Here is a 24,824-nt window from a genome sequence, read left to right as displayed (position 1 = left end):
GCGAGGAAGCGATGACCGACGTGGTCTCTCCGCTCGATGAGGCGGGCGTCGAGGCGGTGGTGCGCGACGCGCTGGCCCGCAAGGCGCCGCTCGCCACCCGGGGCGCGGGCACGCGCGCGGGGCTTGGCCGGCCGGTGCAGGCGGCGCGGACGCTCTCCACGGAGCGGCTGACGGGCGTCACCCTGCTCGAGCCTTCGGAGCTCGTGGTGTCGGCGCGCGCCGGGACCCCGGTCGCCGAGGTCGAGGCGGCGCTGGCCGAGAAGGGGCAGCGGCTCGCCTTCGAGCCGTTCGATCATCGTCCGCTCTACGGCACGTCGGGAGAGCCCACGGTCGGCGGGCTCGTGGCCGCCAACGCGTCCGGCCCCCGCAGGGTCATCGCCGGCGCGGCGCGTGACGCGCTGGTCGGCATCCGGATGGTGACCGGCCGGGGCGAGGCCATCCGCTCCGGCGGCCGGGTGATGAAGAACGTCACCGGCTATGACATCGTGAAGCTCGCGGCCGGCTCGCACGGCACCATCGGCGTCGTCACCGAGGCGACCTTCAAGACGCTGCCGATCCCGGAGAGCGAGACGACCCTGGTTCTGGAGGGGCTGGACGACGCGGCCGGCGTCGCGGCGCTCTGCGCCGCCATGGTCACGCCGTTCGAGGTCACGGGCGCCGCCTATCTGCCGGCCCGCGAGGACGCTCCCTCCTGCACCTGCCTGCGCCTCGAGAATTTCGAGAGCCAGCTGCGCTACCGGATCGGCGCTCTCGAAGCGGCGCTCGGCCATCGCGGCCCGACGAACCGGCTCGATTTTCCGACATCCCGCGCGCTGTGGCGGGAGATCGCCGAGGCCGCGCCGCTGCTGGGGCCGGAAGACAGGCTGATCTGGCGGATATCGGTCGCGCCGAGCCGGGCGGCCGAACTGGTCGCGAAGCTCCGCCCGATCATCGCGTCACATTTCTACGACTGGAGCGGCGGCCTCGTGTGGATCGCCGTGGAGCCGTCCGACGACGCCTGCGCTGCGGTCCTGCGCCCGGCGGTTCAGGCCGCGCGGGGGCACGCCACCCTGGTGCGGGCGCCGCTCGCCACCCGCGCGGCGGTCGACGTCTTCGAGCCGCAGGCGCCGGCGCTCGCGCGGCTGACGCGCGCGGTCACGGCCGCGTTCGACCCCGAAGGGATACTCAATCCCGGACGCATGCATGCGCCCTGAAGCTGTCCCGAACCTGCCATCCGTCGAACGCGCCTGCCTGATTTTCTCGGTCCTCTGCATCGCGGTCCTGGCCTGCGGCCTGGCCGCGATGGGGCGTCCGCTGATCTGCCCCTGCGGAACGATCGAGCTCTGGCACGCGAACGCCAACGACGCCGGGACCTCGCAGCATCTCGCCGACTGGTACTCGCCGTCCCATGTGATTCACGGCTTCCTGTTCTATGCGCTGGGCTGGCTCCTGTTCGGACGGGGCCGGCACCCGCCGCTCGGCAGGATGCTGCTGCTGGCGGTCGCGGTCGAATGCGCGTGGGAGCTGGTCGAGAACAGTCCGCCGGTGATCGAGCATTACCGGACCACGACGGCGTCGGACGCCTATGCGGGCGACAGCGTGCTGAACTCGGTCGCGGACGTCGCGTGCATGATTGCGGGCTTCTTCGTCGCCCGCTTCGCTCCCGTATGGGCGACCACCACGGCGGCGATCGCCATGGAGCTCGCCGCGCTTTACGTCATCCGGGACAACCTGACGCTCAACGTCCTGATGATCCTTTATCCCGCGGACGCCATCTCGGCGTGGCAGTCCGCCCGGTGAGCCTTTAGAGCCTTCGATGCAAACCGCTTTCGCCCCAGAACGTCTCGCCGCCGACCCGCAGCTCGCCTCGTCGGAAAAGATCCTCCGCACCTGCGTGCATTGCGGGTTCTGCACCGCGACGTGCCCGACCTACCTGCTGCTGGGCGACGAGCTCGATAGCCCGCGCGGCCGCATCTACCTGATCAAGGAGATGCTGGAGGAGAACAAGCCGGCGACGCCGGAGATCGTGAAGCACGTCGATCGCTGCCTCTCCTGCCTCTCCTGCATGACGACCTGTCCGTCCGACGTGCACTACATGCACCTCGTCGACCATGCCCGGGCCTATATCGAGGCGACCTATGAGCGGCCGCTCGCAGACCGGCTGACGCGCCGGCTGCTCGCCTTCACGCTGCCCTATCCCGGGCGCTTCCGGCTCGCCCTGTTCGGAGCCTGGCTCGCGCGTCCGCTCGAAGGCTTCTTCAGCCGCACGCCGGGCCTCTCCCGGATCGGCGCGATGCTTCGGCTCGCGCCCGCGAAGCCTCCGCTCGCGCCGGCCAGCCGAGGGCCGGCGACCTTCCCGGCGACCGGGCCTCGCCGGGCGCGTGTCGCGATCCTGCAGGGCTGCGCCCAGCCGGTGCTGGAGCCATCGATCAACGAGGCCGCGGTGCGGTTTCTCACCCGGCATGGCGTCGAGGTGGTGCAGGCCAAGGGCGAGGGCTGCTGCGGCGCGCTCGTCCACCACATGGGCCGGGAGGATCAGGCGCTCGCGCAGGCCCGGCGGAACGTCGACGCCTGGACCCGGGAGATCGAGACCGGCGGCCTCGACGCCATCATCATCACCACCTCGGGCTGCGGCACGACGATCAAGGACTACGGCTTCATGCTGCGCGAGGACCCCGCCTACGCCGAGAAGGCGGCGCGGGTTTCGGCGCTCGCCAAGGACGTCACCGAGTTCGCCGCCTCGTTCGAGCTCAAGCCCTCGCGCCAGACGGGGCTCGCCGTGACCTATCACTCCGCCTGCTCCATGCAGCACGGCCAGTCGATCCGCGAGGAGCCGAAGGCGCTGCTTCGCGCCGCGGGCTTCACGGTGAAGGAGCCCGCCGAAAGCCACATCTGCTGCGGCTCGGCCGGCACCTACAACATCATGCAGCCCGAGATCGCCACCAAGCTGCGCGACCGGAAGGTCGCCAACATCGAGCGCACCGCGCCGGAAATCGTCGCCACCGGCAATATCGGCTGCCTGACGCAGATCCGGACCGGCACCAGCGTTCCCTGCGTCCACACGGTCGAGCTCCTCGACTGGGCGACCGGCGGACCGCTGCCGGAGCCGTTGCGCAAGCGGCTGAGCGAGAGAGCCGCCGAGCAGCAGGCGAGCTGAGAAAACTCCCCCGGCCGCCACGAAAAGACCGTGGCGCGCTCCGGATCCAGCCTTATCTCCAGTGGAGATTCATCCCTTCGGGAAGCGGGGAGCTGGAGCCGGTCAATGAACGCTCACGAACGCAGTCTGATCGCGGGCCTGTTCGAACGCATCCGAGGCGCGGAAGCGGCGTATCGGGACCCCGAGGCCGAGACCTTCATCGCCGATCAGGTCCGGCGACAGCCGCACGCGCCCTACGCGATGGCGCAGACGCTGATCGTCCAGAACCAGTCCCTCGAGGCCGCGAAGGCGCGGATCGAGGAGCTGGAGCAGCGACTCCGCGACGCCGAGGCTTCCGCGCGGCCGCAGACCTCGCCCTGGGGCCCGCGCGCCGGCGACGCGATGGGCGCGCCTTCCTCCTTCGGCGCCGGGGATCCGGGCCGGCGGGGCTACGAGCCGCAGCAGCCTTTTGGCGGGCCGGCCGGTCAGGGCGGACAGGCTTATGAGCAGCCCTCGCGCGGCGGCGGCTTCCTCTCGGGCGCGCTGCAGACGGCCGCGGGCGTCGCAGGCGGCGCCCTCCTGTTCCAAGGCCTCCGCTCGATGTTCGGTGGCGGAGAAGCGCAGGCCGGCGAGGCCGCAAAGCTCGCCGACAACCCGACGGCGGACCAGGAGGCAGGCTCCGCGGCCAACGCCGCGGGTCAGGATGAAGGCTGGTTCTCCGGGCTTCTGGACAGCGTCGGAGGGCCGCAGCACGACGGACCGGGCGAGCCGGGACCGGAGGATCTGGGCGGCCTGGGGCCGGATAACGACGACGATTGGATCTGATCGGGCGAACCGAACGCGGCGCTCGTCGTTGACCCTCGTAAGCAGGGGCGAGGATCCCGCCACGATGCGGGACGTGAACAGTGGAGTGCGCCCATGGCCGCTCGGCACGACAATGATCGCGAAGAGCTCAAGCGTCCGGGAGGTTCGGACGCTGACCTGCTCGAGCTTCCGATCGAGGACAGCCTTGAGCCCGAGGGCGGCGCGGAGGATTCCGGCGTCAGCTCTTTCCTGGACCGCTTTCTGAGGCCGGCGCCGCCGCGCGCTGGCTGAGGCGGACTTCCGGCAGATCGTCAGGGATGACGGCGGGCGCCCGCGTTCGCCGCCACGAGGCGCTCGATCGCCCGCTGGTCATAGGGCTTCGAGATGAACGCCGCGTCGCGCAGCTCGTCCGGCGCGTCATCGGCGTCGGAGCCCGACACGAAGGCGAACGGCAGGCTGCGGTCCTTCAGCGACCGGGCGAATTCGTAGGACTTGCCGTCCTGCACGTCGACGTCGAGCAGGGCGAAGTCGAACCCGCCCGACAGGGCGCGGCGCGCCTGAGCGACCGAGCGGCAGGAGGTCACGTCCGCGTCGGTCCAGCAGCACACGATCGTCGCCAGATCGAGGGCCAGAATTGCGTCGTCTTCGAGAATGAGGACCCGGAAAGGCGCCATCGTGGATACTCCGACACAGCACGACCCCGGCGCCATAACGCGCGGCCGGGGTGGGAGTTTCGTGGTGGCGGCCTCGCGGCGAAAAATAAAAAGTGTAGTGAAAATTAGGCGTTAGTTAACCTGATGGAGTCCGCCGCCGAAGCGGCGGACCCGGCGGACACAGGCCCTAGATCACCTTGACGGTGGTGCCGATCCCGACGCGCTCGTAAAGGTCCATGACGTCCTCGTTGGTCATGCGGATGCAGCCCGACGAGACGGCGTGGCCGATCGTCCAGGGCTCGTTGGAGCCATGGATGCGATAGAGCGTGTTGCCGAGATAGAGCGCCCGCGCCCCCAGAGGGTTGTCGGGCCCGCCCGCCATCATCACGGGGAGCTCCGGGCGACGCTTCCGCATCTCCGCAGGCGGGCGCCAGTCCGGCCATTCCTTCTTGTTCGAGATCTTCTCGACGCCCTTCCAGCTGAAGCCTTCCTTGCCGACGCCGACCCCATAGCGGATCGCGGAGCCGTCGTTCTGGACCAGGTAGAGGTAGCGCGCCTTGGTGTCGATCACGATCGAGCCGGCCGGCTCCGAGCCCCGGTAAGGCACCACGGTGCGGGCGAATTTCGGGTCGATCGAGCGGCGGACCTGGCCCGCGCCGGCCGCGGAGGGCGGGCCGGCGAGCCGCGTCCCGCGCCGGACCTCCGGCTCGCGGTCGTACGGGTCGTACCGCGGATCCTCGTAATAACGATAGCTGCGGGCGTCGCGGCTATACGGATCCGGCCCGTCATAGACGTCGTAGTCTCGCTGGCGGCTGGTCGGGATGCGGCGGGGCCGCCCCTCGTAGCGGTAGATCGTGTCGCCCGGGTCGTCGAACATGTCCTCGACATAGCCGCGCCGGTAAGGGCGGCGCTCCACCCGGCGAATGACGCGGCCGTCCTCGTAGTAGCGCTCGACGACCCGGGCCTCGCCTCTCGGAATGTAGTCCGGGGCCGGGATGACGATCGGATCGGCCAGGGCGGGCGCGGCCCAAAGGGCGCCGACGCCGAGCGCAAGGGCGCCGCAGACTGCGGCGACGGAGGCGCGGACGAAGATCACCGTGGAGACTCCTTGGGAGGCGAGTGACGGCGGGGAAGCAATTGTGGCTCCACGCCATTTACGCGGGATGAACGATTGCGTTCCTGTCGGCCGGGAAAGTGGCGAAGATAGGCCCTGGACCGCCGCGGCGCGCGCCGCCGGGCCGGTTCCGGACGAACCTCAAGCCGACTTGATCGGATCGCGGACGAGGCGCCCGCCGCGGCGCTGCGTCGCCTTGCGCCGCTCCCGCCCCATAACCGAGACGCAGCGGCGGCGACGCGCTTCAGGAGCTTGTGCGACACATGTCGGAATTCGTGATCCGGGAAGCGACGGACGATGACGCGCCCGCGCTCGCGCGGCTGATGGGCGACGCGGCCGAGGAGCGCTCCCCGGACGGGTCGGGACCCGAGGCGCTCGATCGCCCGGCGAGCTTCTTCGCCGATCGCGGCGGGCGGCTGTGGCTGGTGTTCTGCGAGGAGGAGGTCGTGGGCTCGCTCGGCCTGACGCCGCACGGCCGGCCGAGGGAGTTCGAGCTCTCCATGATCTGCCTGAGGCCCGGAACCCGCGGCAAGGGACTGGCGGCCGCGTTGCTCGCGGGAGCGAACGCGTTCGCGGCCGCCTCGGGCGGCGAACGGCTGTCCCTGTGGGCGGACGTGACGTTCGAGGACGTCCAGCGCTTCTGCGAGCGTCAGGGCTTCATTCGCGAGCCGGGGGTTCGCGCCCGCCACGACCGGGCAGGGGCGCTCGAATGCCGCTTCTCGCGCGCCGTGGCGGTCTGAGGCCTCAGCCGACGGCCTTGCGAAGCTCGCCCAGCCTGCGCCGCGTGACCTGCCAGGAGCCGAAGCCGAGCCGCCCCTCCATCTCGGTCTGGGCGAGCCGCCACAGCGGCAGCGCCCCGTCGAGCGCCGCGCGGCCCTTGTCCGTGAGCGTCGGCTTGCGGCGGCCGTGAGGGCCCTTCTCGGGAGCCACCAGGCCTTCCTTCCGCAACAGTTGCAGGTTGCGGACGAGCGTCGTCCGTTCGAGGTCGATCAGGTCGGCGAGATCGGTGATCGAGGCCGCCTCGCCCGCCTCGATCGCGGCGAGCAGGATGAACTGCGTCCCCTTGAGCCCCGACGGCCGCAGCGCCTCGTCATAAAACCGCGTGACCGCGCGCGCCGCCATCCGCGTGTGCGAACAGGCGCACATGGTGTGGATATCGACGATCTCTTCGCGAGTCGGCATCGACCTGACGATCGGCGCTAAACTGAAGGGAATCAAGCGGAGAAGCAGGGCGGCGGCTCTGTCGTGCGACGTTCGCCTCGTGTATCCGGTCAGGTCCGATCGGCCTCGAAAGGAAGCGTGATTGCAAGACGACTGCGTAGTTCGCGATCGGCCCCCGGTCCCAGCCGCCCGCGCCTCCACCGAGGCGCGGCGCAGCCTCAGCGACGCGCCCCGTCCGACGCCTGCCTCGCCGGGCCCTGGCGACCTCGAGCTTCCGGCCGTCCCGGACGTCGTCCTTGAGCATCGCCCCGGCGAGGATCGCCGCGACCTGATCGTGGTCTGCTCGCCGAGCCGCCGGTTCATCCTCTACCGCTACGCCTTTCCGGGCGACGCGCTGTTCGTCTCCGACCTCAAGGGCTTCTACTATCTCGCGGTCGCCCGGAAGCTGGCGCGCGAGCTGGTGCGGTTCATCGACCGGGGCGGCTATGAGCGCGTGCTGTTCCTCGGGACCAGCAAGGGCGGCTTCGGCGCGCTGCTGCTGACGCGGCTCTGCGCGCGCCTGAGGCCGGACCGGACGTTCCGCGCGCTGGCGTTCAGTCCGCAGGTGCGGCTTCACCCGCTCAACGCCGATCTGTATTTCCCGAGCTATCGCAGGTTGCGCCGGGTCGCCCGGACCCGGTTCGCCATGCGCGCCGCCCTGCGCCTGCATGGCGACGTCTCGCGCGTGGCGGACGCGTCCAACGTCCATGCGACCGTCGTCTACGCCACCGACAACCCCACGGATCTCGCGGAGGCGAACCGGCTGGGCGGCCGGAATCTCCGCAAGGTCCCGATCGCCGGCACGAGCCATGGCTCGATCCTCTATTTCACCCTTCAGGGCCGTCCCGAGAGCTATGTGCGCGGCCGCATCGCCCGGATCTACGCCCGCGCGAAGCGCCGCGGCCAGGATCACGACCAGGACCTCTTCGCATCGCGGCCGAAGGACCCCGAGCAGTTCCTGCGGGAGATCATGCTGGCGCCGAGCTACCTGCCCACGCTCGAAGGCCTGCTGCAGGAGGCCCTCGCCGCGGCGCCCCGGCCGTTGTCGGCCGGCGAGCGGATGGCGGCTTCGGTCCGCCGTCTGGCGCAGATCGCGGGCGGAGCGTGCCGCGGCTTTTCGAGGGAGCGGCAGGTCAGGGGCCACCCGGCCGGCGGGCGTCCGGCGAGGGCGAAAAATTCCTCCACGGGGCCAATTCCGAAATCTTGACAGCCCCCGGGGCCGTTCGTATCTCCTCGGCGCGTTAGCACTCAGCCGCAAAGAGTGCTAACAACCCCGGCGGACCTTGCCGCCGGCAAGATTTTTGGAACGCGAAGCAGTTGCGCGCGCTCGAGAGGATTTAACCCATGAACTTCCGTCCGCTGCACGACCGCGTGGTCGTCCGTCGCCTGACCGCCGAGGAAAAGAGCAAGGGCGGGATCATCATTCCCGACACCGCGAAGGAGAAGCCGCAGGAAGGCGAAGTCGTCGCCGTGGGCCCGGGCGCCCGTGACGAGAGCGGCAAGGTCGTGGCGCTCGACGTCAAGGCCGGCGACAAGATCCTGTTCGGCAAGTGGTCCGGCACCGAGGTCAGGATCGACGGCGAAGAGCTGCTGATCATGAAGGAGTCGGACATCATGGGCGTGATCGCCTGATCGTCCCGAATTTTTCAGCCGGCGGGGCCCGATCCCAGGGGATCGCGGCGAGCCGGTCTTATCCGACACAAGCTCAAAGGAGCGAATGAACATGGCAGCGAAAGAGGTACGTTTTTCGGCTGACGCCCGCGAGAAGATGCTCCGCGGCGTCGACATCCTCGCCAATGCGGTGAAGGTCACGCTCGGCCCGAAGGGCCGCAACGTCGTGATCGAGAAGTCCTTCGGCGCGCCGCGCATCACCAAGGACGGCGTCACCGTCGCCAAGGAGATCGAGCTCGAGGACAAGTTCGAGAACATGGGCGCCCAGATGGTGCGCGAAGTGGCCTCGAAGACCAACGACCTCGCCGGTGACGGCACCACCACCGCGACCGTGCTCGCCCAGGCGATCGTCCGCGAGGGCGCCAAGTCGGTGGCCGCCGGCATGAACCCGATGGACCTCAAGCGCGGCGTCGATCTCGCCGTCGCCAAGGTGATCGAGAACCTCAAGGCCTCGTCGAAGAAGATCGCCACCTCGGCCGAGGTCGCGCAGGTCGGCACGATCTCCGCGAACGGCGACAAGGAAGTCGGCGAGATGATCGCCAACGCCATGCAGAAGGTCGGCAACGAGGGCGTCATCACGGTCGAGGAGGCCAAGAGCCTCGAGACCGAGCTCGAAGTGGTCGAGGGCATGCAGTTCGACCGCGGCTATCTCTCGCCGTACTTCATCACCAACGCCGAGAAGATGATCGCGGACCTCGAGGACCCCTACATCCTCATCCACGAGAAGAAGCTCTCCGGCCTGCAGGCGATCCTCCCCGTTCTCGAGGCGGTCGTGCAGTCGGGCAAGCCGCTCGTCATCATCGCCGAGGACATCGAGGGCGAGGCTCTGGCCACGCTCGTCGTCAACAAGCTCCGCGGCGGCCTCAAGGTCGCGGCCGTCAAGGCGCCGGGCTTCGGCGATCGCCGCAAGGCGATGCTCGAGGACATCGCGATCCTGACCAACGGCCAGGTGATCTCGGAAGACCTCGGCATCAAGCTCGAGAACGTGACCCTCGACATGCTCGGCCGCGCCAAGAAGGTGACGCTCGAGAAGGAGAAGACCACGATCGTCGACGGCGCCGGCGAGAAGGACGCGATCGAGGGCCGCGTCGCCCAGATCAAGGCCCAGATCGAGGAGACCACCTCCGACTACGACCGTGAGAAGCTCCAGGAGCGTCTCGCCAAGCTCGCGGGCGGCGTCGCGGTGATCCGCGTCGGCGGCGCGACCGAGATCGAGGTCAAGGAGAAGAAGGATCGCATCGACGACGCCCTCAACGCCACCCGCGCGGCGGTCGAGGAAGGCATCGTTCCGGGCGGCGGCGTCGCCCTGCTGCGCGCCAAGGCCGCGATCCGCGACGTCAAGAACGACAACCCGGACATCCAGGCCGGCTACAACATCGTTCTGAAGGCGCTCGAGGCTCCGATCCGTCAGATCGCGTCCAACGCGGGCGTCGAGGGCTCGATCGTCGTCGGCAAGCTGCTCGAGACCGACAACGCGACCTCGGGCTTCAACGCCCAGACGGAAGAGTATGTCGACATGATCCAGGCCGGCATCGTGGACCCGACCAAGGTCGTCCGCACCGCGCTGCAGGATGCGGCTTCGGTCGCCGCGCTGCTCATCACCACCGAGGCGATGGTGGCCGAGCTGCCGAAGAAGGACACCGCCGGCCCCGGCGCCGGCATGCCGGGCGGCGGCATGGGCGGCATGGACTTCTGATCCACGCCATCTGGCGAAACGAGAAGGCCCCGGAGCGATCCGGGGCCTTTTTCTTTGGCGGCACGACGACGATGGTCGCCCGGCCGATCACCTGAACTCCACGACCGTCTTCTCCGGCTCGACGAGCCTGCCGAGCGTCTCCGCGTCCCAGTTCGTCAGGCGGACGCAGCCATGGCTTTCCGTCTTGCCGATCTTCGACGGCTCCGGCGCTCCGTGGATCCCGTAGGTCGGCTTGTCGAGGTCGATCCACATGCTGCCGACCGGGCCGTTCGGGCCGGGCCTCAGCGTCAGCTTCCGCTTGTTCTTGCCCTGCTGGAAGTTCTTCTTCGGGTCGTATTTGTAGACCGGGTTCAGGTAGGGCTTCGTCACCTTGACGGTTCCGGTCGGGGAGGGGGTGTCGCCCGAGCCCACGGTGGCGGGGGCCGCCATCACAAGCGCTCCGCCTTCGTCGAACGCGCGAAGCTCGTTCTCGGCCTTGTCGACCAGGATGCGGAGCACGCGCCGGTCGGGCGCGGGATCCTCGCCCGTGGCGGCGACCAGGATCTTCGATCCCGCCTTGTCGAAGTCGGCCTCCGGATTGAGGCGGCGCATCAGGCCTTCGTCGAGATGGAACCGCTCGGCGAGCATCTCGGCGGCGTCACGGAAGCCGATCCACTTCATCTTCGCGAGCTTGGCGTAGTCGGTCGGCAGGGGTTTGCCGACATACCGGCCTTTCTCGTCCTCCGGCGTGATCTCGTAGACCAGCGTCGCCTTCGCCTGATCCTCCGACAGTCTCGCCCAGGCCTCGGCGTCCAGCTGATCGCCGGCCGGCAGCCCCCGCATCTCGCGGAAGGCGCGGACCGCGCGACGCATGTTGTCGCCGTAGAGCCCGTCGATCGCGCCCGGCGAGGCGTGCGCGCGGTCGAGCAGGATCTGCGCGCGGATCAGGAACGGGTCCGGCGCGTCGCCGGCCTTGGGGAGCGCCGCGAGCCTGTCCCGGGCCTCTCTCCGTTCGCGCTTGTTCCTGGCCTTGGCGATCGCGTCCTCGGCCGCCTTGCGATCCGCCTCCACGGCCAGGCGCGCGTCGTCGCGGGCGCGCCAGTCCTCGAAGGTCGCGGCGTCGATCGCCTGCTCGGTGAGCTCGGGAGGGGCGGGCGGCGCGGGCTGCTCCGGCGCCGCAAGGGCTCCGGCGCACCACAGAATGGCGGCGATCGCGCCGCCCAAAGCTTTGATCTTCATGCCGTACGCCCTCGCTCGCCCCCCACCCAAACGTCAGAGAGGCCGGATAGGGTCCGGGATCGGCGGACAGCACAGCGGGACACGGCGGTTAGCTTAATTGATGCGTTTCCACCTTTTGGCCGCGCGCGCAGGGTAAGCGGGGCCGGAATGGCGCGCGGGCGCCGCATTCGGCGAACCATCGCCTGGGGTCAGAGGGTTGCGGATGAGCCTCAAGAGCGTGGCCTACGTTGTCGCCACGGCGTTCATGATGGGCGGCGCTTTCGCGGCGGAGCCGCTGCGGGACGAGGCCACGGGCCTCGCGGTGCTTCCCCCGGAGGGCTACGAGGCTTCGCGCGCGGAGGGAGACGCCCGCTACGCCGTCGTGTTCGCGGTGCAGAAGGCCAACGAGGCCGAGACCGGGTGCAAGATCGCGTTCCAGGCCGCGCCGCAGAACGCCGGGCTCAGCCAGGCGGAGATCAACGCCTTCACGCAGAAGAAGGAATGGACGGAGCTGATCCGGGCCACGCTGTCGCTGCGCTACGACGTGGAAAGCGTCATGCCGTTCGAGCAGGGCGGGCTCGCCGGCGCGGCCGTGGTCGCCGACTTCAAGTCCACGGAAGGCGAGCCCAAGGCGGCCGAACTCCGCTCCTATCTGGTCCTGATCGACACGCCCAAGGGGCGCACGACGGTCGTCTGCGTCGGCGACAAGGCGGGCTTCGAGGGCCGCAAGCCGGAGTTCGAGGCGATCGCCCGCGCAGTCTCCCCGCCGCGATGAACTGTGCGTGAGGGTCGCTTCCTGCGACGCGTGCGATGTAGGGTCGGCGACGCACGCCGCGCATCGCGGCGCATAGAGGCGTCCTCATGAAGCTTCGGCCAGAACAGCGCGTGATCGCGCTCTACGACCGCTACACCCATGGCGAGCTCGGGCGTCGTGCCTTCTTCCAGCGGCTTGTCGCTCTGGTGGGCTCCGTGGCGGCCGCCAACGCGACGCTCGGGGTCCTCTCGAACGACTACGCGCGGGCCGCGATCGTGGCGCCCGACGACCGCCGCATCGTCACCGAGAAGGTCACCTTCGAGACGCCCGCAGGGCCGTATTCGGCGCTGCTCGCGCGTCCGGCCGGCGAGGCGAAGCGGCCCGGCGTGATCGTGATTCACGAGAACCGCGGCCTGAACCCCCACATCGAAGACGTGACGCGCCGTCTGGCCGTGTCGGGCTTCCTGGCGCTCGGCGTCGATCTGCTGTCGCCGGTCGGCGGCACGCCGCCCGACGAGGACAAGGCGCGCGAACTGACCGCGGCGCTCGATCTCGCAAAGGCCACCGAGGCGCTTGTCGCCGCGGTCTCGTTCCTCGCCAAACGCCCTGAGAGCAACGGCGCGGTGGGCGCTGTCGGCTTCTGCTGGGGCGGCGGCATGGCGAACAGGCTCGCGGTCGCCTCGCCCGACCTCAAGGCGGCGGTGGCCTATTACGGGCAGACGCTCGAGCCGGACCAGGCCGCCGACGTGAAGGCGCCGTTGCTGCTTCACTATGCGGGGCTGGACGAGCGCATCAACGCCGGCGTGCCCGCCTTCGAGAAGGCCTTGAAGGAGGCCGGCAAGGACTACCAGCTGTTCATCTATGAGGGCGCGAACCACGCCTTCAACAACGACGCCAACCCGGCGCGCTACGATCGCAAGGCGGCCGCGCTCGCCTGGGACCGCACGATCGCCTTCCTGGAGCAGCGGCTCGGAACCGCGCTGCCGCCGCTCCACTGAAGGGGCCGAAGATTTTTTTTGTCGTGGCGGAACCGCCAGCCTGATTCGCCGTTCTACGCTCGGAAGCTCGCAACGAGCTTTTGAAAAAAGCCGGCTAGCCCCCCGACTGGCCGACTTCATGAGGCGGAACCGCTACCCCCCGAGGCGGTTCCGCCTTTTCCTTTTTCAGCTCCCCAGCGCGCCGAACAGATCCTCGACCAGAGCGGGCGAAGGTTCGAACACGTCCTCGAGCGTCGAGACCGTGACGGCGCCCGCGCCGGCCGCGGACAGCGCCTCCACCAGATCGAAAACGGCGCGCTTCGGCGCATGCAGCACCAGCGGCGTCCCGGGCGCAGGCGCGCCAAATGGCGCGCGCGCGTCGAACCGCGCCGCGAGGTCGACGATCAGCCGCTCGACGCGGCTCGGCATCATCGCCCTGACTTCGCGCACGCTGCGGGCGCGCACCTCGGCCGCGATCCGGGTGAGGATGGTGCGGGCGGCGTTGCGGGCCGCGGGGCTCCAGTCGGCCTGCAGGCTCGCCACGAGCTGCGCCTGGCTGCGCAGGATCACGCCGTCGTCCAGCACCCTGAGCCCGTTGGCGACGAGCGTCGCGCCCGTCGTGGTGATGTCCACGATCACGTCCGCCGAGCCCGCCGCCGGCGCGCCCTCGGTGGCGCCGACGCTCTCGACGATCCGGTAGTTCGAGACCCCGGGGCCGCTGCGTCCCTCGGCGGGCTTCTTCCAGGCGAAGAAGCCGCGGGTGAGGTTGACGTATTTGGTCGCGACCCGAAGCCTGCGGCCATGGCGGCGGCGCATGTCCTCGGCCACGTCGTCGAGATCCGACATCGTGCTGACGTCGATCCACGCCTTGGGCGCGGCCACCACGACATTGGCGTAGCCGAAGCCGAGCGGCTGCAGCAGCTTCACCCGCTGGTCGGCGTCCGGGATCGTCTCGCGGACCAGATCCTCGCCGGTGACCCCGAGATGGGCCGCGCCGCTCGCGAGCTGGCCCGCGATGTCGGAGGCCGACAGATAGGCGATCTCGACATCCGGCACGTCGGCGATCGCGCCGCGGTAGTCGCGCGAGCCGCCAGGCTGCACGAAGGTCAAGCCGGCGCGCGCGAAGAAGGCCTGCACGTTCTCCTGCAGGCGCCCCTTGGAGGGCACGGCGAGAACCAGTCCGCTCATCGCGCGGTCTCCTCGAAGCGGTCGAGCCAGAGCGCAAATCCGACCGCCGGGGCGGGCTGCTTCGCGCCGAGCGCCTTGAGCAGCCCGTCATAGCGGCCGCCGCCTCCGAGCGGCTCTCCGCCGCCCGGACGGGCCAGTTCGAAGACCAGGCCGTCGTAATAGTCGAGCCCCTGGCCGGTGCCGGCCGAGAACCGCATGGCGTCGACCGGAAGCCCGGCGGCCGAGAACGCGGCGATCCGCTGGTCGAAGGCGTCGGCCGCCGCGCTTGCGCCGAGAAGCTCGCGGATGCGGGCGCTCGCCTGCGGCGCGGGCGCGTCGATCGCGAGGAAGCTCTTGAGCGCCTGGCGCTGCGCCGGCGATACGACGGCGGAGCGCGCGGCGGACCGTTCGATGAAGCGCTCGGCGATCTCGGCCGGGGTGCGGCCGCCGACCGCCGTGATGCCGGCGAGCGACAGCACGTCCTCGATCACGCCCCGCGCGGCCTCGGGGCCGGCGGCCTCCAGCGCTGCGAACAGGCCGGCGTGCTCCGCGTCGCCGTCGGCCTTCGTCGCCAGGCAGTCGAGCGTGCCGCCGAAGGCGATCTCCCGCTTGATCCGCCGGCGAAGCGAGGCCGGCGCCTCCACGGCGTTGACGGCCGCCTCCACCAGCGCGCGGTCGCCCAGCCGGATCTGCGGCGCGCGCAGCCCGAGGGCGGCGGCCGCCTCAAGCGCGAGCCCGAGCACCTCGGTCTCGGCGGCCAGCCGGTCCGAGCGGCCGAAGCTCTCCACGCCGACCTGCGTGACCTCGCCGCCATTCGCGCCGTGCCGGAACACCGGGCCCGCATAGGAATAGGACGCCGCCCGGCCGGCCTCGCCGCCCGCGAGGTGCAGCAGCGCGGTCGGGATCGTGAAGTCCGGCCGCAGGCAGAGTTCGCGGCCCTCGGCGTCGAGCGTGAGGAACATGCGCTGGCGCAGATCCTCGCCCATGACGTCCAGAAACGGCTCGGCGGGCTGGAGGATCGGCACGTCCACGCGCGCGAAGCCGGCGGCCTCGAAGCGGTCGATCAGGGTCTTGAGCAGGGGACTCGACATCGGATGGGCGGGCCAAAGGTCAGGATTTCACGGCGCGTCTAGCAGTCGAGCCCGCCGGGCGCGACTTTTTTCCGCGTAAGCGAGGCCGCCGGCCTGGCGGGCGAGACGTTTGGTCCCTGTCCATCTGCCCGCCCGGCGGCGTAGAGATGAGGCGTGGCTCTCTTGTTCCGATCCCGCCGGGAGGACCCCGGCCGCGCCGACGCTTCCCGGCGGATCGCCGCGCTCGTCCGCGGCGCGCTCTCGCTCGGCGAGGACGACGCCGTGACGGTCAGCGAGATCGACTGCGGCGACCCGGCCTGCGGCGGCGCCGAGACCGTCGTGCTGATCATGCGCCCCGGCCGCAAGACCGAGGCCGTGAAGTTCATGAAGCCGATGGCGCAGGTCACCGAGCAGGACGTGCGGGAGAAGTTTTCCGCGGGCGCCTAGACGTGCCGGGAGAGGATCGCCCGGACCTCCTCGACCAGCCGCTCCTCCGGCACAGTCACCTGCGCGGGCCGGCTCTCGGTCCACTCGGAGCGGTCCGAGATCGCGGCCGCGGCCTTGGCGCCTTCGATCAGGTCCTTGAGCGTCACCTCGCCCTTTTCCCGCTCGTCGGAGCCCTGGATCACCACGCAGGGGCTGTGGCGGCGGTCGGCGTATTTCATCTGCGCCTTCATGCCGGAGGCGCCGAGATAGACCTCGGCGGCGATGCCGGCGGCGCGAAGGGTCGCGGCCTGCGCCATGGAGCGGCCGATGTGCTCGCGGTCGAGCGCAAGCACCACCACCGGCCCGAGCGCCGCCGCGGCGTCGGCCCCCTTCAGCGCGCGCAGCGCGGCCTGAAGGCGCGAGACGCCGATCGAGAAGCCCGTCGCGGGCACGTCGTCGGCCATGAAGCGACCGACCAGCCCGTCATAGCGGCCGCCGCCGCCGACCGAGCCGAACTGGATCGGCCGGCCGTGCTCGTCCTCGATCTTGAAGGTGAGCTCGGCCTCGAACACCGGGCCGGTGTAGTATTCCAGGCCGCGGACCACCGACGGATCGAGCTCCACGCGGTCGCCGTAACCGGCCTGGTCGATCAGCGTGGCGACGGCCGAGAGCTCGCGCGCGCCCTCCTGGCCGGCGCCCGGCTTCGGGAACTCGTCGAACAGCCGCCGGGCCGTCTGCAGATTATCAGCCGCCTTGGCCTTCAGGATGTCGAGCACGCGAACCGCCGCATCCGCGTCCAGCCCTGCGCCCTTGGTGAAGTCGCCGCTCTCGTCCTTGCGGCCCTCGCCGAGCAGGGCGCGGACGCCCTCCGGCCCCAGCCGGTCGAGCTTGTCGATGGCGCGCAGCACGATCAGCCGGCGGCCGGCGTTCTCGGGGCCGCCGAGGCCGATCGCCTCCATGACGCCGTCGAGGATCTTGCGGTTGTTGACCTTGACGACGTAGTCGCCGCGCCGGATGCCGACCGCCTCGAGCGCGTCCGCCATCATCATGCACATCTCGGCGTCGGCCGAGACCGAGGGCGCGCCCACGATGTCGGCGTCGAACTGCAGGAACTGGCGGAAACGCCCTGGTCCCGGCTTCTCATTGCGGAAAACGGGGCCGAACCGGTAGCTGCGATAGGGCTTCGGCAGGCGCTGAAAATTCTCGGCGACGAAGCGGGCGAGCGGCGCGGTGAGGTCGTAGCGCAGCGACAGCCACTGCTCGTCGTCGTCCTTGAGCGAGAACACCCCGGCGTTCGGCCGGTCCTGGTCGGGCAGGAACTTGCCGAGCGCGTCGGTGTATTCGAAGAACGGCGTCTCGATCGCCTCGAACCCCCAGAGCTCATAGGTCCGGCGGATGGCTTCCGTCATCTCCCGCGTCGCCGCGAGTTCGGCCGCGCCGCGATCGGCGAAGCCGCGCGGCAGGCGAGCGGGCGTGAGGTCGGTGCGGCGGGCGTTCATCGCGTTCAGGTCTCGAAGCTTCGGAGGCGCGGCCTGCTCCTAGAGCTTTTCGGCGCGCCGGGAAACCCTGCGGGTCAGGCCGCGCAGGCCCCGAGCAGTTCCGCGACCGTCTCCTCGGCGACCGCGAAGGCCGCGCTGGCGCCGAAGCCGGAGGCCGCCACGACGACGCGGACATTCTCCTCCGGCGCCTCGACCACCACCGGTCGGTCCGCCGAAAACGCGTAGGTCCCGCTCCAGCGCGAGACGACATGCTTGGGCCGCTTGCCAAACACGGCCGCGAGCTCGTCCAGGATCAGGTCGTCGATCGTCTGGAGCAGGAACGGGTCCGGCGTCGCGTCGAGGGTGCGGCTGGCTCCCACGACCAGCGAGCCGTCCGCGGACTGCGAGGCGAGCAGCACGACGCCATGCTGGAGGTGCTCGGGCTGCTCGGCCTCGAGCCGCGCGCGCAGCGCGTCGGCCCCCTCGGCGTCCTGGAGCGCCGGCATGCGGACGGCGGAGAGGTCGGTGGAGACCGCGCCGGGCAGCTCGAAGCTCTCGTCGTAGCGCACCCGCATCATCTGCGACTTCGCCCGGGTGAGTCCAAGGCTGGACAGCCGGTCGCCGAAGAGCGACCGCAGATCGTCGCCGGGGCAGACCACCGCGCATTTGGCCCGGACGGGCCCCTGCGAGGTCGCGAGCGCGCCGTCGCCGATCGCGCTCACCGCGGTCTCCCACCGGAACGCCACGCCATGCGCGTCCTCGAGCCAGGCCGCGATCTTCGGCAGAGCGGATTTGGCCTCCACCCTGATCTCGTCGGGACTCCAGAACACGCCCGCGATGTCGCCGCGGAACTGCGGGAACAGGGCGTGCGCGTCCTCCGGCGCGTAGAAGACGCAGCCCGGAGCGGGTTCGGTCGCCGCATAGGCGGCGAGCACGCTGGCGGCCTCCGGCCGGCGGGCGACGATGGCCAGCCCCTCATGGTCGACGCGCACGCCCGCATGGGCGCAGACCTCGCCCCAGATCTCGCGGGAGCGCCTGGCGCGCCGGGCCGCCGCGCCGGTCGGATGGCCGGCGACGCTGACCAGCCCCGACATGCGCACCGATGCGCCGTTCGCCCGCGCGTCGCGGTCGATCACCACGACGCGCCGGCCGCTTCGGGCGCCCGCCAGCGCGTGAGCAAGCCCCAGAATGCCGCCGCCCACGACGGCCAGGTCGAAGTCTTCAGCCAAATGTCCCGCCTCGATCGTCAGGCGGCGGACGCTGGCCCTAACAGCGCCCCGGCGTCAACAGCGGCGCGGGGCCCAGGATGCGGGGTCAGGCCCAGCGCTCGCGCTTGCGGTAGATCGTCGAGGGGCTGATCTCGAGCGCCGCCGCGGCGCGCGCCGTGTTGCCCCCGAACGCTTCCACGGCGCGCTCGATGATCCGCCGCTCCTGGACCCAGAACGGCTCGATGATTTCGGGGTCGCAGACGGAGGAGGCGGCGGGCGGCCCCGCCCGCCTGAGCTCGGCCGGCAGCATCTCCGGCGTGATCTCGTCGCCTTCGCCAAGGACGATGGCGCGGCGGATCACGTTCTGCAGCTCCCGCACATTGCCCGGCCAGTCGTAGCGCCTGAAAAGCTCCGCCGCCGCCGGGGACAGCCGCCAGATCGCGCGGCCTTCCTCGCGGGCGAAGCTCTCCAGAAACGCGCCGGCGAGGGCGATCACGTCGTCGCCGCGCTCGCGCAGCGCCGGCAGGCGGATGGGCAGCACGTGCAGCCGATAGAACAGGTCCTGCCGGAAGCGTCCGGCCGCGACCTCCGCGAACGGGTCGCGATGCGTGGCGCACACGATCCGGACGTCCGCGCGCCGCGGGCGGGGATCGCCCACCCGGCGGAACTCGCCGGTCTGCAGCACCCGCAGGAGCTTCGCCTGCAGCGAAAGCTCCATCTCGCCGATCTCGTCCAGGAACAGCGTGCCGCCGGCCGCCGCCTCGACCGCGCCGACGCGGTCGTCGGTCGCGCCCGTGAAGGCGCCCCGGACATGGCCGAACACCTCGCTCTCCATCAGTTCGCGGGGGATTGCGCCGCAGTTCAGCGCCACCAGCGGCTTCGCCGCGCGGCCCGAGCGGGCATGGATCGCCTCGGCGCAGAGCTCCTTGCCCGATCCGCTCTCGCCGGTGATGAAGACCGGGGCGCGGGAGGGCGCGATCCGGGCGATCTCGCCATAGAGCGCCTGCATGGGCGAGGAGCGACCGACGAAGCCGGCGAAGTCCCGCGGCTCGTCAGCGTCCGGCCCGGCCTCGATCGGCGCCTCGACGGGCTGCCGCCGCTCCTCCAGCCGTGGCGCAAGCCGGCGCGCGAGCGTCTCGGGCGAATAGGGCTTCAGCACGAAGTCGACCGCGCCGCGCCGCATCGCCTCGACGGCGAGCGCCACGGAACCTGCGCCGCTCGTCGCCACCACGATCAGGCCGCTCGCGCCGAGCGCCTCGATGATCGGCAGCGTCGCGCGGTCCGGGACGTCCACGATCGCGATGTCGGCGAGCCGGGAGCGGACGAAACCCACCGCCGCCGCCGGCTCGACCGCCGCCAGGATCTCGCCGCCGGCGTTGGCCACGGCGGCGGTCGCCACGCGCACCGCGGCCGCGTCCGCGTCGACCAGCAGGACGAGCGGCCGGCGCGCATCGGCGCGGGTCGCGGGGTCCGAGGTCTGCGGAAGCGGCATCGGGCGTCGGTCCTTGGATGATGCCGGCGTCGCAGGTCGGCGGCCGCCGGGCTTCCAAGGTGTCCCAACAGGGTAAACGAATGGTGATCGGCGGCTCAGGACGCCGCGGGACGCGCCTCGAATCCGGCCGCCGCCACCGCGCTCGCGGCTTCCTCGGCGCTCAGCCTGGTCTCGGCCTCCACCCGGCCCGTCTCCCGAGAAACCGTGACGACCGCCCCGGGATCCTTGCCGGTGATCGCCTGACGGACCGACTTCTCGCAGCCCTCGCACACCATTCCGGACACTTCGAGCGTGACCATGTCGCCTCCTTCTGATTCATCTCATGTGGAGGCCGGGCGCCCGACCTTCGAGGGCTTGGCCGGCGAATCACGAATCGGCGATGATGTCGTACGCCGTCCGGAAGCCGAGCCACATGACGAAACCCGCCGACTTCTTTGTCGCCGCCGCGATGGCGGTGACGTCGGTGTGCGTGGGCGTCATCGCAGCCTACGGGCTCGGCCTCGGATTCGCGTCGGCGTCGCTGGCCGCGCTGGCGGCGCTCGGCGGCATGGCCGTCGTCCACCTGGCTTTCATCCGCACCCCTGCGCCGCCTGACGGCCGGATCGACGACCTCGACCGCGTCGCGACCGAGCTGCAGAGCAGGCTCGAGACGGTGGAGCTCCGGCTCGCGACGCTCGACGGCGCGGCCGGCGAGCGCGCCCGCGCGGCCGTCAAGCCGATCGTCGAGGAGCTCGCGGCGCTGGGCGCGCTGGTCACCTCGATCGCCAAGGAGGTCGCCGCGCACGACGCCAGGCTCGGGCAGCTCGCGGCGGCCCGCTTGCTGGAGCAGGCGACCGCCGCGCCCCCCGCCGGCCCCGCGGCCACTTCGCCGGCCCCCGCGCGAGCGCAGCCGGCGCCGATCTCGCTCGAACCGCGTCGGACAAGGCCCGACCTCGAGCCTTTCGACCCGGACGAACCCGAAGCGCCGGCCGAGCCCCTGCGGCGCGCGGCGGCGCCGGACCTCGGGCTTCTGGCGCGGCTCGAGCTCGCCCTGCGCGACGACCGCATCGACGTCCATCTTCAGCCGGTGGTGTCGCTGCCGAGCCGGCGCATCCTGCATTACGAGGCGCTGTCGCGCCTGATCGAGACCGACGTGGTCACCGAGGCCGCGGGCTTCATGGACGTCGCAGCGGCGGCCGGCAGGCTCGCGGAGATCGACCGTCGCGCGCTGGAGCGCGCGGCCGGGGTGGCGTTGCGGCTCGCGGCCAGCGGGCGCACGGGGTCGGTGTTCGTGAACATCGCGCCGGGCACGCTCTCGGACGACGCGGCCGTCGCGGCCATCAGGGCGACGCTGGATCGCCAGTCGGAATGCGCGCGTCTGGTCGTGCTCGAACTGCGGCAGGCGGAGTTCGAGCAGCTCGACGCGGTGCAGCGGGCCGCGCTCGACGGCTTCCGCGAACGCGGGGTGCGGCTCTCGATGGATCGTACGACCGATCTGAGGCTGGAGCCCCGCGATCTCGCCCAGAAGGGCGTGCGCTTCGTGAAGGTCGCCGCCGAGCGGCTGCTTGATCCCGACGCGGTGCGGGGCGCCTCGATCCATCCGGCCGATCTCGCCGGCCTGCTCGCCCGCCATGGCATCGACCTGGTGGCGACCAATGTCGAGGAGGAGCGGACCGTTCCTGAACTGCTCGACATGGACGTGCGGGCGGCGCAGGGGCTGCTGTTCGGGGCCGCGCGTCCGGTGCGGCCGCCTTCCGAGCGGGACGGCTCGACCCCCGGAGGGGCGGCGCTCCGGCTCGTTCCGCGCAACGCCGCAGCGAGCTGAGCCGCGTCGGCCGCGCCCGGACGCGGCGGCGGAACTTGACGCCGGGGCGCCCGCCGCTTAGCGCAGCCTGATGTCAGATACTGAATCCTCGCCGGTCTTCGGCCGTTTCGCGCCCTTCGCCACCGCCTATGACGTCGTGCTCTGCGATGTCTGGGGCGTGCTGCACGACGGCATCCACGCTCACGAGGCGGCCGCCGACGCGCTCACCCGGTTCCGGGCGGGCGGCGGCGCCGTGGTGCTGGTGTCGAACGCGCCCAAGTCCTCGGAATGGGTGGTCCAGAACCTCGACCAGAAGGGCGTGCCGCGCGGCGCCTGGGATGCGGTCGTCACCTCCGGCGACGTCACGCGACGCATGCTGGCCGAGCGCGACGTCCTGCGGGTGCATCACATCGGCCCTCCGCGCGACCTGCCGCTGCTCGGCGACGAGCGCATCGAGCGGGTGGCCCCCGAGGACGCCGCGATGGTGGTGGTCACCGGCCTGTTCGATGACCAGACCGAGGTTCCGGAGGACTATGCGGACCGCCTCGCCGCGTTGAAGGAGCGGGGCCTGCCGATGATCTGCGCCAACCCTGATCTCGTGGTCCAGGTCGGGGACCAGCAGCTCTGGTGCGCGGGCGCGATCGCCGATCTCTACGAGAAGATCGGCGGCGAGACGCATTATGCCGGCAAGCCCTATGCGCCGGTCTATGACGCGGCCCTCGGCCTCGCCGAGGAGATCCTGAACCGCAGCGTCGACCGTTCGCGGGTCATCGCGATCGGCGATGCGGTGCGGACCGATCTGGCGGGCGCGACCGCCGCCGGGATCGACTGCGTGTTCATCGCCGACGGCATCCATGGCGAGGAACTCGGGCGCGGCTCGCCTGACCCCGAGAAGCTCGCCGCGCTGTTCGCCGAGCATGGCTACAGCCCCGTCGCGGTCATGCCCCGGCTCGTCTGGTAGGCCGCTCAAAGTTTTTCTTATGTGGACGCCCCTCGGGGCGTCCCGAATAACGGGCGCCCGGCTGTGGCCGGCGCGTCAGATGACAGAACTCGAGGAGACCACGAATGAGCAACCGAATCGTCCTCAGGACCGGCGAGGCGCTCGTCGCGGGCGGCCCTCCCGGCACCGCGGCCGAGCCGGAGGTCGTGATCGGCGAGCTCGACGGGCCGGTCGGCACGGCGCTCGCCACCCTCACGGGCGACCAGGTCAAGGGTCACACCCGCGTCTTCGCCCTGCTCAACACCGACGTGATGGTGCGCCCGGTGACGCTCTGCGTCTCCAAGGTGACGGTCGACAATCCGCGCTACACCAACATCCTGATGGGCACGGTGCAGTTCGCGATCGCGAACGGCGTGCTGGACGCGGTGCGCGCCGGGTACATCCCGAAGGAGAAGGCGAACGACCTCGGCATCATCTGCTCGGTCTGGCTCGCGCCGACGATCGTCGACGTCGAGAACCTCGACCACAAGGTGCTGTTCGACATCCATCGCAAGGGCATGCTGGAGGCCATCCGCAAGGCGATGGCGTCCGAGCCCTCGATCGACTGGCTCCTGGAGAACCAGGAGAAGATCACCCACAAGTACTACCAGATGGGTCTCGACGGTAAGGTCTGAGCCATTCGAGCCGGTCCGGACGCCTCAGGCGCCCGGGCCGGTCATCTGACCTTCCTCAGCCTTCCTCGGAGGCGGCTGCGGCCCGCCAGCCGATGTCGCGGCGGCAGAAGCCTTCGGGCCAGTCGATGAGGTCGACCGCCGAATAGGCGTTCATCTGCGCCTCGGAGGCGTCTGCGCCGGTCGCCGTCACGGCGAGCACGCGGCCCCCGGCCGCGACCAGCCTGCCGTTCTCGATCGCGGTTCCTGCGTGGAACACCGTGACGTGCGGCCGCTTCTCCGCCGCCTCGATCCCGCGGATCTCCGAGCCCTTCCGGTAGGCGCCCGGGTAGCCCTTCGCGGCGAGCACCACCGCGAGCGCGGTCTCCGGCCGGAACGCGGGCTTGCGGCCCGCAAGCCGGCCATCGACCGCCGCCACCATCAGCTCCAGCAGGTCGTCCTTCAGCCGGGGCAGCACCACCTGCGCCTCCGGGTCGCCGAAGCGCACATTGTACTCGACCAGCCGGGGACCATCGGGGCCGACCATCAGGCCGGCGTAGAGGAAGCCCACGAACGGCGTCCCGTCCTCCTTCATCGCGGCGACCGTCGGGCGGACGATCTCCGCCATCGCTCTCTCGATCAGCGCGTGGCTCAGCACCGGCGCCGGCGAATAGGCGCCCATGCCGCCGGTGTTCGGCCCCTCGTCGCCGTCGAAGGCCCGCTTGTGATCCTGCGCGTCGCCGAACAGCAAGGCCGTGGTCCCGTCGCAGAGCGCGAACAGGCTGGCCTCCTCGCCGTCCATGAATTCCTCGATCACGGCCTCCGCGCCGGCTGCGCCAAGGTCGCCGCCGAACACGTGATCGACCGCCGCATGGGCTTCCTGCAGCGTGGTGGCGACCACGACGCCCTTGCCGGCGGCGAGGCCGTCGGCCTTCACCACGACCGGCGCGCCGAAGGCCTCGACGGCGGCGTGTCCCTCTTCGGCGGTGCGGCAGCGGCGGAAGGCGGCGGTCGGGATGCCGCGCCTTTCGCACAGCTCCTTGGTGAAGGCCTTTGAGCCTTCGAGCCTCGCCGCGGCGGCGCTGGGGCCGAAGGCCTTGATCCCGGCTTCCGCGAGCGCGTCGACCACACCCGCGACCAGCGGCGCCTCGGGGCCCACGACCACGAGGTCGACCTTCTCGGCCTTCGCGAGGGCGACCACGCCCGCGACGTCGTCGGCCGCGACCGGCCGCAACTCGGCGTGCTGGGCGATTCCGGGATTTCCGGGCGCGGCGATCAGCTTCGTGAGAAGCGGGCTGCGCGCGATCGACGCCGCCAGCGCGTGCTCGCGTCCGCCGGAGCCTAGGAGAAGTACGATCATAATGAAAACGTCGCCGGCTCTTGTGGGACCCGGCGACGTTCTAGCTGCGTTGGCTCTTTCGCGAAAGCG

Annotated in this window: 26 protein-coding genes; 15 read left to right on the top strand and 11 right to left on the bottom strand. The window is 70.8% G+C overall.

Annotated features, from left to right (window positions below):
* Window positions 1-11: 11 nt before the first annotated feature.
* The 5 genes from GGR24_RS16840 (at window position 12) to GGR24_RS16820 (ending at window position 4,210) form a co-directional block, all read left to right on the top strand.
* Window positions 12-1,193, top strand: coding sequence for an FAD-binding protein (locus tag GGR24_RS16840; RefSeq protein WP_183396604.1), 1,182 nt, complete (start codon window positions 12-14; stop codon window positions 1,191-1,193).
* Window positions 1,183-1,779 carry a DUF2585 family protein gene (locus GGR24_RS16835; protein ID WP_183396558.1) on the top strand — a complete coding sequence of 199 codons (597 nt, stop codon included), beginning with the start codon at window positions 1,183-1,185 and terminating at the stop codon, window positions 1,777-1,779. Before GGR24_RS16840 ends, GGR24_RS16835 begins: the two co-directional genes overlap by 11 nt.
* Window positions 1,780-1,795: 16 nt before the next feature.
* Complete coding sequence (glcF, locus tag GGR24_RS16830; protein WP_183396557.1) at window positions 1,796-3,136, top strand: glycolate oxidase subunit GlcF; 1,341 nt, start codon at window positions 1,796-1,798, stop codon at window positions 3,134-3,136.
* A 105-nt stretch (window positions 3,137-3,241) separates the two neighbouring features.
* Complete coding sequence (locus GGR24_RS16825) at window positions 3,242-3,940, top strand: DUF2076 domain-containing protein (RefSeq protein ID WP_183396556.1); 699 nt, start codon at window positions 3,242-3,244, stop codon at window positions 3,938-3,940.
* A 93-nt stretch (window positions 3,941-4,033) separates the two neighbouring features.
* On the top strand, window positions 4,034-4,210 hold the full coding sequence (locus GGR24_RS16820) for a hypothetical protein (RefSeq protein WP_183396555.1): 177 nt from the start codon (window positions 4,034-4,036) through the stop codon (window positions 4,208-4,210).
* Window positions 4,211-4,230: 20 nt separating this feature from the next.
* Here GGR24_RS16820 and GGR24_RS16815 read toward each other — a convergent pair whose 3' ends face one another.
* Both GGR24_RS16815 and GGR24_RS16810 read right to left on the bottom strand, forming a co-directional pair.
* On the bottom strand, window positions 4,231-4,593 hold the full coding sequence (locus tag GGR24_RS16815; protein WP_183396554.1) for a response regulator: 363 nt from the start codon (window positions 4,591-4,593) through the stop codon (window positions 4,231-4,233).
* Between the two features lie 166 nt (window positions 4,594-4,759).
* A complete protein-coding gene (locus GGR24_RS16810; protein WP_343066285.1) occupies window positions 4,760-5,668 on the bottom strand; it encodes a L,D-transpeptidase in 909 nt (302 codons plus the stop codon).
* Window positions 5,669-5,949: 281 nt separating this feature from the next.
* On the opposite strand from GGR24_RS16810, the gene GGR24_RS16805 reads away from it, so the two are divergent.
* The gene (locus tag GGR24_RS16805; RefSeq protein WP_183396553.1) at window positions 5,950-6,426 is read left to right on the top strand and encodes a GNAT family N-acetyltransferase; all 477 of its coding nucleotides are present in this window, start codon (window positions 5,950-5,952) and stop codon (window positions 6,424-6,426) included.
* 4 nt (window positions 6,427-6,430) lie between these two features.
* On the opposite strand, the gene GGR24_RS16800 is transcribed toward GGR24_RS16805, so the two are convergent.
* Window positions 6,431-6,868 carry a MarR family winged helix-turn-helix transcriptional regulator gene (locus GGR24_RS16800; RefSeq protein WP_183396552.1) on the bottom strand — a complete coding sequence of 146 codons (438 nt, stop codon included), beginning with the start codon at window positions 6,866-6,868 and terminating at the stop codon, window positions 6,431-6,433.
* A gap of 121 nt (window positions 6,869-6,989) precedes the next feature.
* On the opposite strand from GGR24_RS16800, the gene GGR24_RS16795 reads away from it, so the two are divergent.
* From GGR24_RS16795 to groL, 3 genes are all read left to right on the top strand, one after another.
* Window positions 6,990-8,093, top strand: a complete 1,104-nt coding sequence (locus GGR24_RS16795; RefSeq protein ID WP_183396551.1) for a hypothetical protein — start codon at window positions 6,990-6,992, stop codon at window positions 8,091-8,093.
* Between the two features lie 137 nt (window positions 8,094-8,230).
* On the top strand, window positions 8,231-8,518 hold the full coding sequence (groES, locus tag GGR24_RS16790; RefSeq protein ID WP_183396550.1) for a co-chaperone GroES: 288 nt from the start codon (window positions 8,231-8,233) through the stop codon (window positions 8,516-8,518).
* A 91-nt stretch (window positions 8,519-8,609) separates the two neighbouring features.
* Window positions 8,610-10,253 carry a chaperonin GroEL gene (gene groL / locus GGR24_RS16785; RefSeq protein WP_183396549.1) on the top strand — a complete coding sequence of 548 codons (1,644 nt, stop codon included), beginning with the start codon at window positions 8,610-8,612 and terminating at the stop codon, window positions 10,251-10,253.
* An 87-nt stretch (window positions 10,254-10,340) separates the two neighbouring features.
* Here groL and GGR24_RS16780 read toward each other — a convergent pair whose 3' ends face one another.
* The gene (locus GGR24_RS16780; protein ID WP_183396548.1) at window positions 10,341-11,471 is read right to left on the bottom strand and encodes a L,D-transpeptidase family protein; all 1,131 of its coding nucleotides are present in this window, start codon (window positions 11,469-11,471) and stop codon (window positions 10,341-10,343) included.
* Window positions 11,472-11,673: 202 nt separating this feature from the next.
* On the opposite strand from GGR24_RS16780, the gene GGR24_RS16775 reads away from it, so the two are divergent.
* Both GGR24_RS16775 and GGR24_RS16770 read left to right on the top strand, forming a co-directional pair.
* Window positions 11,674-12,225, top strand: a complete 552-nt coding sequence (locus tag GGR24_RS16775; RefSeq protein ID WP_183396547.1) for a hypothetical protein — start codon at window positions 11,674-11,676, stop codon at window positions 12,223-12,225.
* 86 nt (window positions 12,226-12,311) lie between these two features.
* Window positions 12,312-13,202: a dienelactone hydrolase family protein gene (locus GGR24_RS16770; protein WP_183396546.1), complete on the top strand. Its 891-nt coding sequence runs from the start codon at window positions 12,312-12,314 to the stop codon at window positions 13,200-13,202.
* Window positions 13,203-13,367: 165 nt separating this feature from the next.
* Here GGR24_RS16770 and hisG read toward each other — a convergent pair whose 3' ends face one another.
* Both hisG and GGR24_RS16760 read right to left on the bottom strand, forming a co-directional pair.
* Window positions 13,368-14,369 carry an ATP phosphoribosyltransferase gene (hisG, locus tag GGR24_RS16765; protein WP_183396545.1) on the bottom strand — a complete coding sequence of 334 codons (1,002 nt, stop codon included), beginning with the start codon at window positions 14,367-14,369 and terminating at the stop codon, window positions 13,368-13,370.
* Window positions 14,366-15,439 carry an ATP phosphoribosyltransferase regulatory subunit gene (locus tag GGR24_RS16760; RefSeq protein ID WP_183396544.1) on the bottom strand — a complete coding sequence of 358 codons (1,074 nt, stop codon included), beginning with the start codon at window positions 15,437-15,439 and terminating at the stop codon, window positions 14,366-14,368. Before GGR24_RS16760 ends, hisG begins: the two co-directional genes overlap by 4 nt.
* A 153-nt stretch (window positions 15,440-15,592) precedes the next feature.
* On the opposite strand from GGR24_RS16760, the gene GGR24_RS16755 reads away from it, so the two are divergent.
* On the top strand, window positions 15,593-15,865 hold the full coding sequence (locus tag GGR24_RS16755; protein WP_183396543.1) for a hypothetical protein: 273 nt from the start codon (window positions 15,593-15,595) through the stop codon (window positions 15,863-15,865).
* Here the strand turns inward: GGR24_RS16755 and hisS are convergent.
* The 4 genes from hisS to GGR24_RS16735 form a co-directional block, all read right to left on the bottom strand.
* Window positions 15,862-17,343, bottom strand: a complete 1,482-nt coding sequence (gene hisS / locus GGR24_RS16750) for a histidine--tRNA ligase (RefSeq protein WP_183396542.1) — start codon at window positions 17,341-17,343, stop codon at window positions 15,862-15,864. The two genes, GGR24_RS16755 and hisS, sit on opposite strands and share 4 nt — an antisense overlap.
* A 74-nt stretch (window positions 17,344-17,417) precedes the next feature.
* Complete coding sequence (locus GGR24_RS16745) at window positions 17,418-18,551, bottom strand: TIGR03364 family FAD-dependent oxidoreductase (RefSeq protein WP_183396541.1); 1,134 nt, start codon at window positions 18,549-18,551, stop codon at window positions 17,418-17,420.
* 85 nt (window positions 18,552-18,636) lie between these two features.
* Complete coding sequence (locus GGR24_RS16740; protein ID WP_183396540.1) at window positions 18,637-20,022, bottom strand: sigma-54-dependent transcriptional regulator; 1,386 nt, start codon at window positions 20,020-20,022, stop codon at window positions 18,637-18,639.
* Window positions 20,023-20,117: 95 nt separating this feature from the next.
* A complete protein-coding gene (locus GGR24_RS16735; RefSeq protein ID WP_183396539.1) occupies window positions 20,118-20,321 on the bottom strand; it encodes a heavy-metal-associated domain-containing protein in 204 nt (67 codons plus the stop codon).
* Between the two features lie 113 nt (window positions 20,322-20,434).
* Here GGR24_RS16735 and GGR24_RS16730 point away from each other — a divergent pair, with 113 nt between their 5' ends.
* The 3 genes from GGR24_RS16730 to GGR24_RS16720 all read left to right on the top strand — a co-directional run bounded on the left by GGR24_RS16730 (window position 20,435) and on the right by GGR24_RS16720 (window position 23,419).
* A complete protein-coding gene (locus GGR24_RS16730; RefSeq protein ID WP_183396538.1) occupies window positions 20,435-21,826 on the top strand; it encodes an EAL domain-containing protein in 1,392 nt (463 codons plus the stop codon).
* Between the two features lie 70 nt (window positions 21,827-21,896).
* Window positions 21,897-22,766: a TIGR01459 family HAD-type hydrolase gene (locus GGR24_RS16725; protein ID WP_183396537.1), complete on the top strand. Its 870-nt coding sequence runs from the start codon at window positions 21,897-21,899 to the stop codon at window positions 22,764-22,766.
* Window positions 22,767-22,870: 104 nt separating this feature from the next.
* Window positions 22,871-23,419, top strand: a complete 549-nt coding sequence (locus GGR24_RS16720) for a formaldehyde-activating enzyme (RefSeq protein WP_183396536.1) — start codon at window positions 22,871-22,873, stop codon at window positions 23,417-23,419.
* 55 nt (window positions 23,420-23,474) lie between these two features.
* Here the strand turns inward: GGR24_RS16720 and purD are convergent, their stop codons facing one another.
* On the bottom strand, window positions 23,475-24,755 hold the full coding sequence (gene purD, locus GGR24_RS16715) for a phosphoribosylamine--glycine ligase (RefSeq protein WP_183396535.1): 1,281 nt from the start codon (window positions 24,753-24,755) through the stop codon (window positions 23,475-23,477).
* Between the last annotated feature and the right edge of the window lie 69 nt (window positions 24,756-24,824).

Origin of the sequence: Hansschlegelia beijingensis (assembly GCF_014196425.1) — a bacterium.
Classification (GTDB): Bacteria; Pseudomonadota; Alphaproteobacteria; order Rhizobiales; family Methylopilaceae; genus Methylopila; species Methylopila beijingensis.
This window is presented reverse-complemented; position numbering and strand designations above follow the sequence as displayed.

What these genes read in the sequence shown, in the direction of transcription:
- GGR24_RS16840 (WP_183396604.1), top strand. Translation starts at nt 12, where the DNA reads ATGACCGACGTGGTCTCTCCGCTCGATGAGGCGGGCGTCGAGGCGGTG.
- GGR24_RS16835 (WP_183396558.1), top strand. Translation starts at nt 1,183, where the DNA reads ATGCGCCCTGAAGCTGTCCCGAACCTGCCATCCGTCGAACGCGCCTGC.
- glcF (WP_183396557.1), top strand. Translation starts at nt 1,796, where the DNA reads ATGCAAACCGCTTTCGCCCCAGAACGTCTCGCCGCCGACCCGCAGCTC.
- GGR24_RS16825 (WP_183396556.1), top strand. Translation starts at nt 3,242, where the DNA reads ATGAACGCTCACGAACGCAGTCTGATCGCGGGCCTGTTCGAACGCATC.
- GGR24_RS16820 (WP_183396555.1), top strand. Translation starts at nt 4,034, where the DNA reads ATGGCCGCTCGGCACGACAATGATCGCGAAGAGCTCAAGCGTCCGGGA.
- GGR24_RS16815 (WP_183396554.1), bottom strand. Translation starts at nt 4,593, where the DNA reads ATGGCGCCTTTCCGGGTCCTCATTCTCGAAGACGACGCAATTCTGGCC.
- GGR24_RS16805 (WP_183396553.1), top strand. Translation starts at nt 5,950, where the DNA reads ATGTCGGAATTCGTGATCCGGGAAGCGACGGACGATGACGCGCCCGCG.
- GGR24_RS16800 (WP_183396552.1), bottom strand. Translation starts at nt 6,868, where the DNA reads ATGCCGACTCGCGAAGAGATCGTCGATATCCACACCATGTGCGCCTGT.
- groES (WP_183396550.1), top strand. Translation starts at nt 8,231, where the DNA reads ATGAACTTCCGTCCGCTGCACGACCGCGTGGTCGTCCGTCGCCTGACC.
- groL (WP_183396549.1), top strand. Translation starts at nt 8,610, where the DNA reads ATGGCAGCGAAAGAGGTACGTTTTTCGGCTGACGCCCGCGAGAAGATG.
- GGR24_RS16780 (WP_183396548.1), bottom strand. Translation starts at nt 11,471, where the DNA reads ATGAAGATCAAAGCTTTGGGCGGCGCGATCGCCGCCATTCTGTGGTGC.
- GGR24_RS16775 (WP_183396547.1), top strand. Translation starts at nt 11,674, where the DNA reads ATGAGCCTCAAGAGCGTGGCCTACGTTGTCGCCACGGCGTTCATGATG.
- GGR24_RS16770 (WP_183396546.1), top strand. Translation starts at nt 12,312, where the DNA reads ATGAAGCTTCGGCCAGAACAGCGCGTGATCGCGCTCTACGACCGCTAC.
- hisG (WP_183396545.1), bottom strand. Translation starts at nt 14,369, where the DNA reads ATGAGCGGACTGGTTCTCGCCGTGCCCTCCAAGGGGCGCCTGCAGGAG.
- GGR24_RS16760 (WP_183396544.1), bottom strand. Translation starts at nt 15,439, where the DNA reads ATGTCGAGTCCCCTGCTCAAGACCCTGATCGACCGCTTCGAGGCCGCC.
- hisS (WP_183396542.1), bottom strand. Translation starts at nt 17,343, where the DNA reads ATGAACGCCCGCCGCACCGACCTCACGCCCGCTCGCCTGCCGCGCGGC.
- GGR24_RS16740 (WP_183396540.1), bottom strand. Translation starts at nt 20,022, where the DNA reads ATGCCGCTTCCGCAGACCTCGGACCCCGCGACCCGCGCCGATGCGCGC.
- GGR24_RS16735 (WP_183396539.1), bottom strand. Translation starts at nt 20,321, where the DNA reads ATGGTCACGCTCGAAGTGTCCGGAATGGTGTGCGAGGGCTGCGAGAAG.
- GGR24_RS16730 (WP_183396538.1), top strand. Translation starts at nt 20,435, where the DNA reads ATGACGAAACCCGCCGACTTCTTTGTCGCCGCCGCGATGGCGGTGACG.
- GGR24_RS16725 (WP_183396537.1), top strand. Translation starts at nt 21,897, where the DNA reads ATGTCAGATACTGAATCCTCGCCGGTCTTCGGCCGTTTCGCGCCCTTC.
- GGR24_RS16720 (WP_183396536.1), top strand. Translation starts at nt 22,871, where the DNA reads ATGAGCAACCGAATCGTCCTCAGGACCGGCGAGGCGCTCGTCGCGGGC.
- purD (WP_183396535.1), bottom strand. Translation starts at nt 24,755, where the DNA reads ATGATCGTACTTCTCCTAGGCTCCGGCGGACGCGAGCACGCGCTGGCG.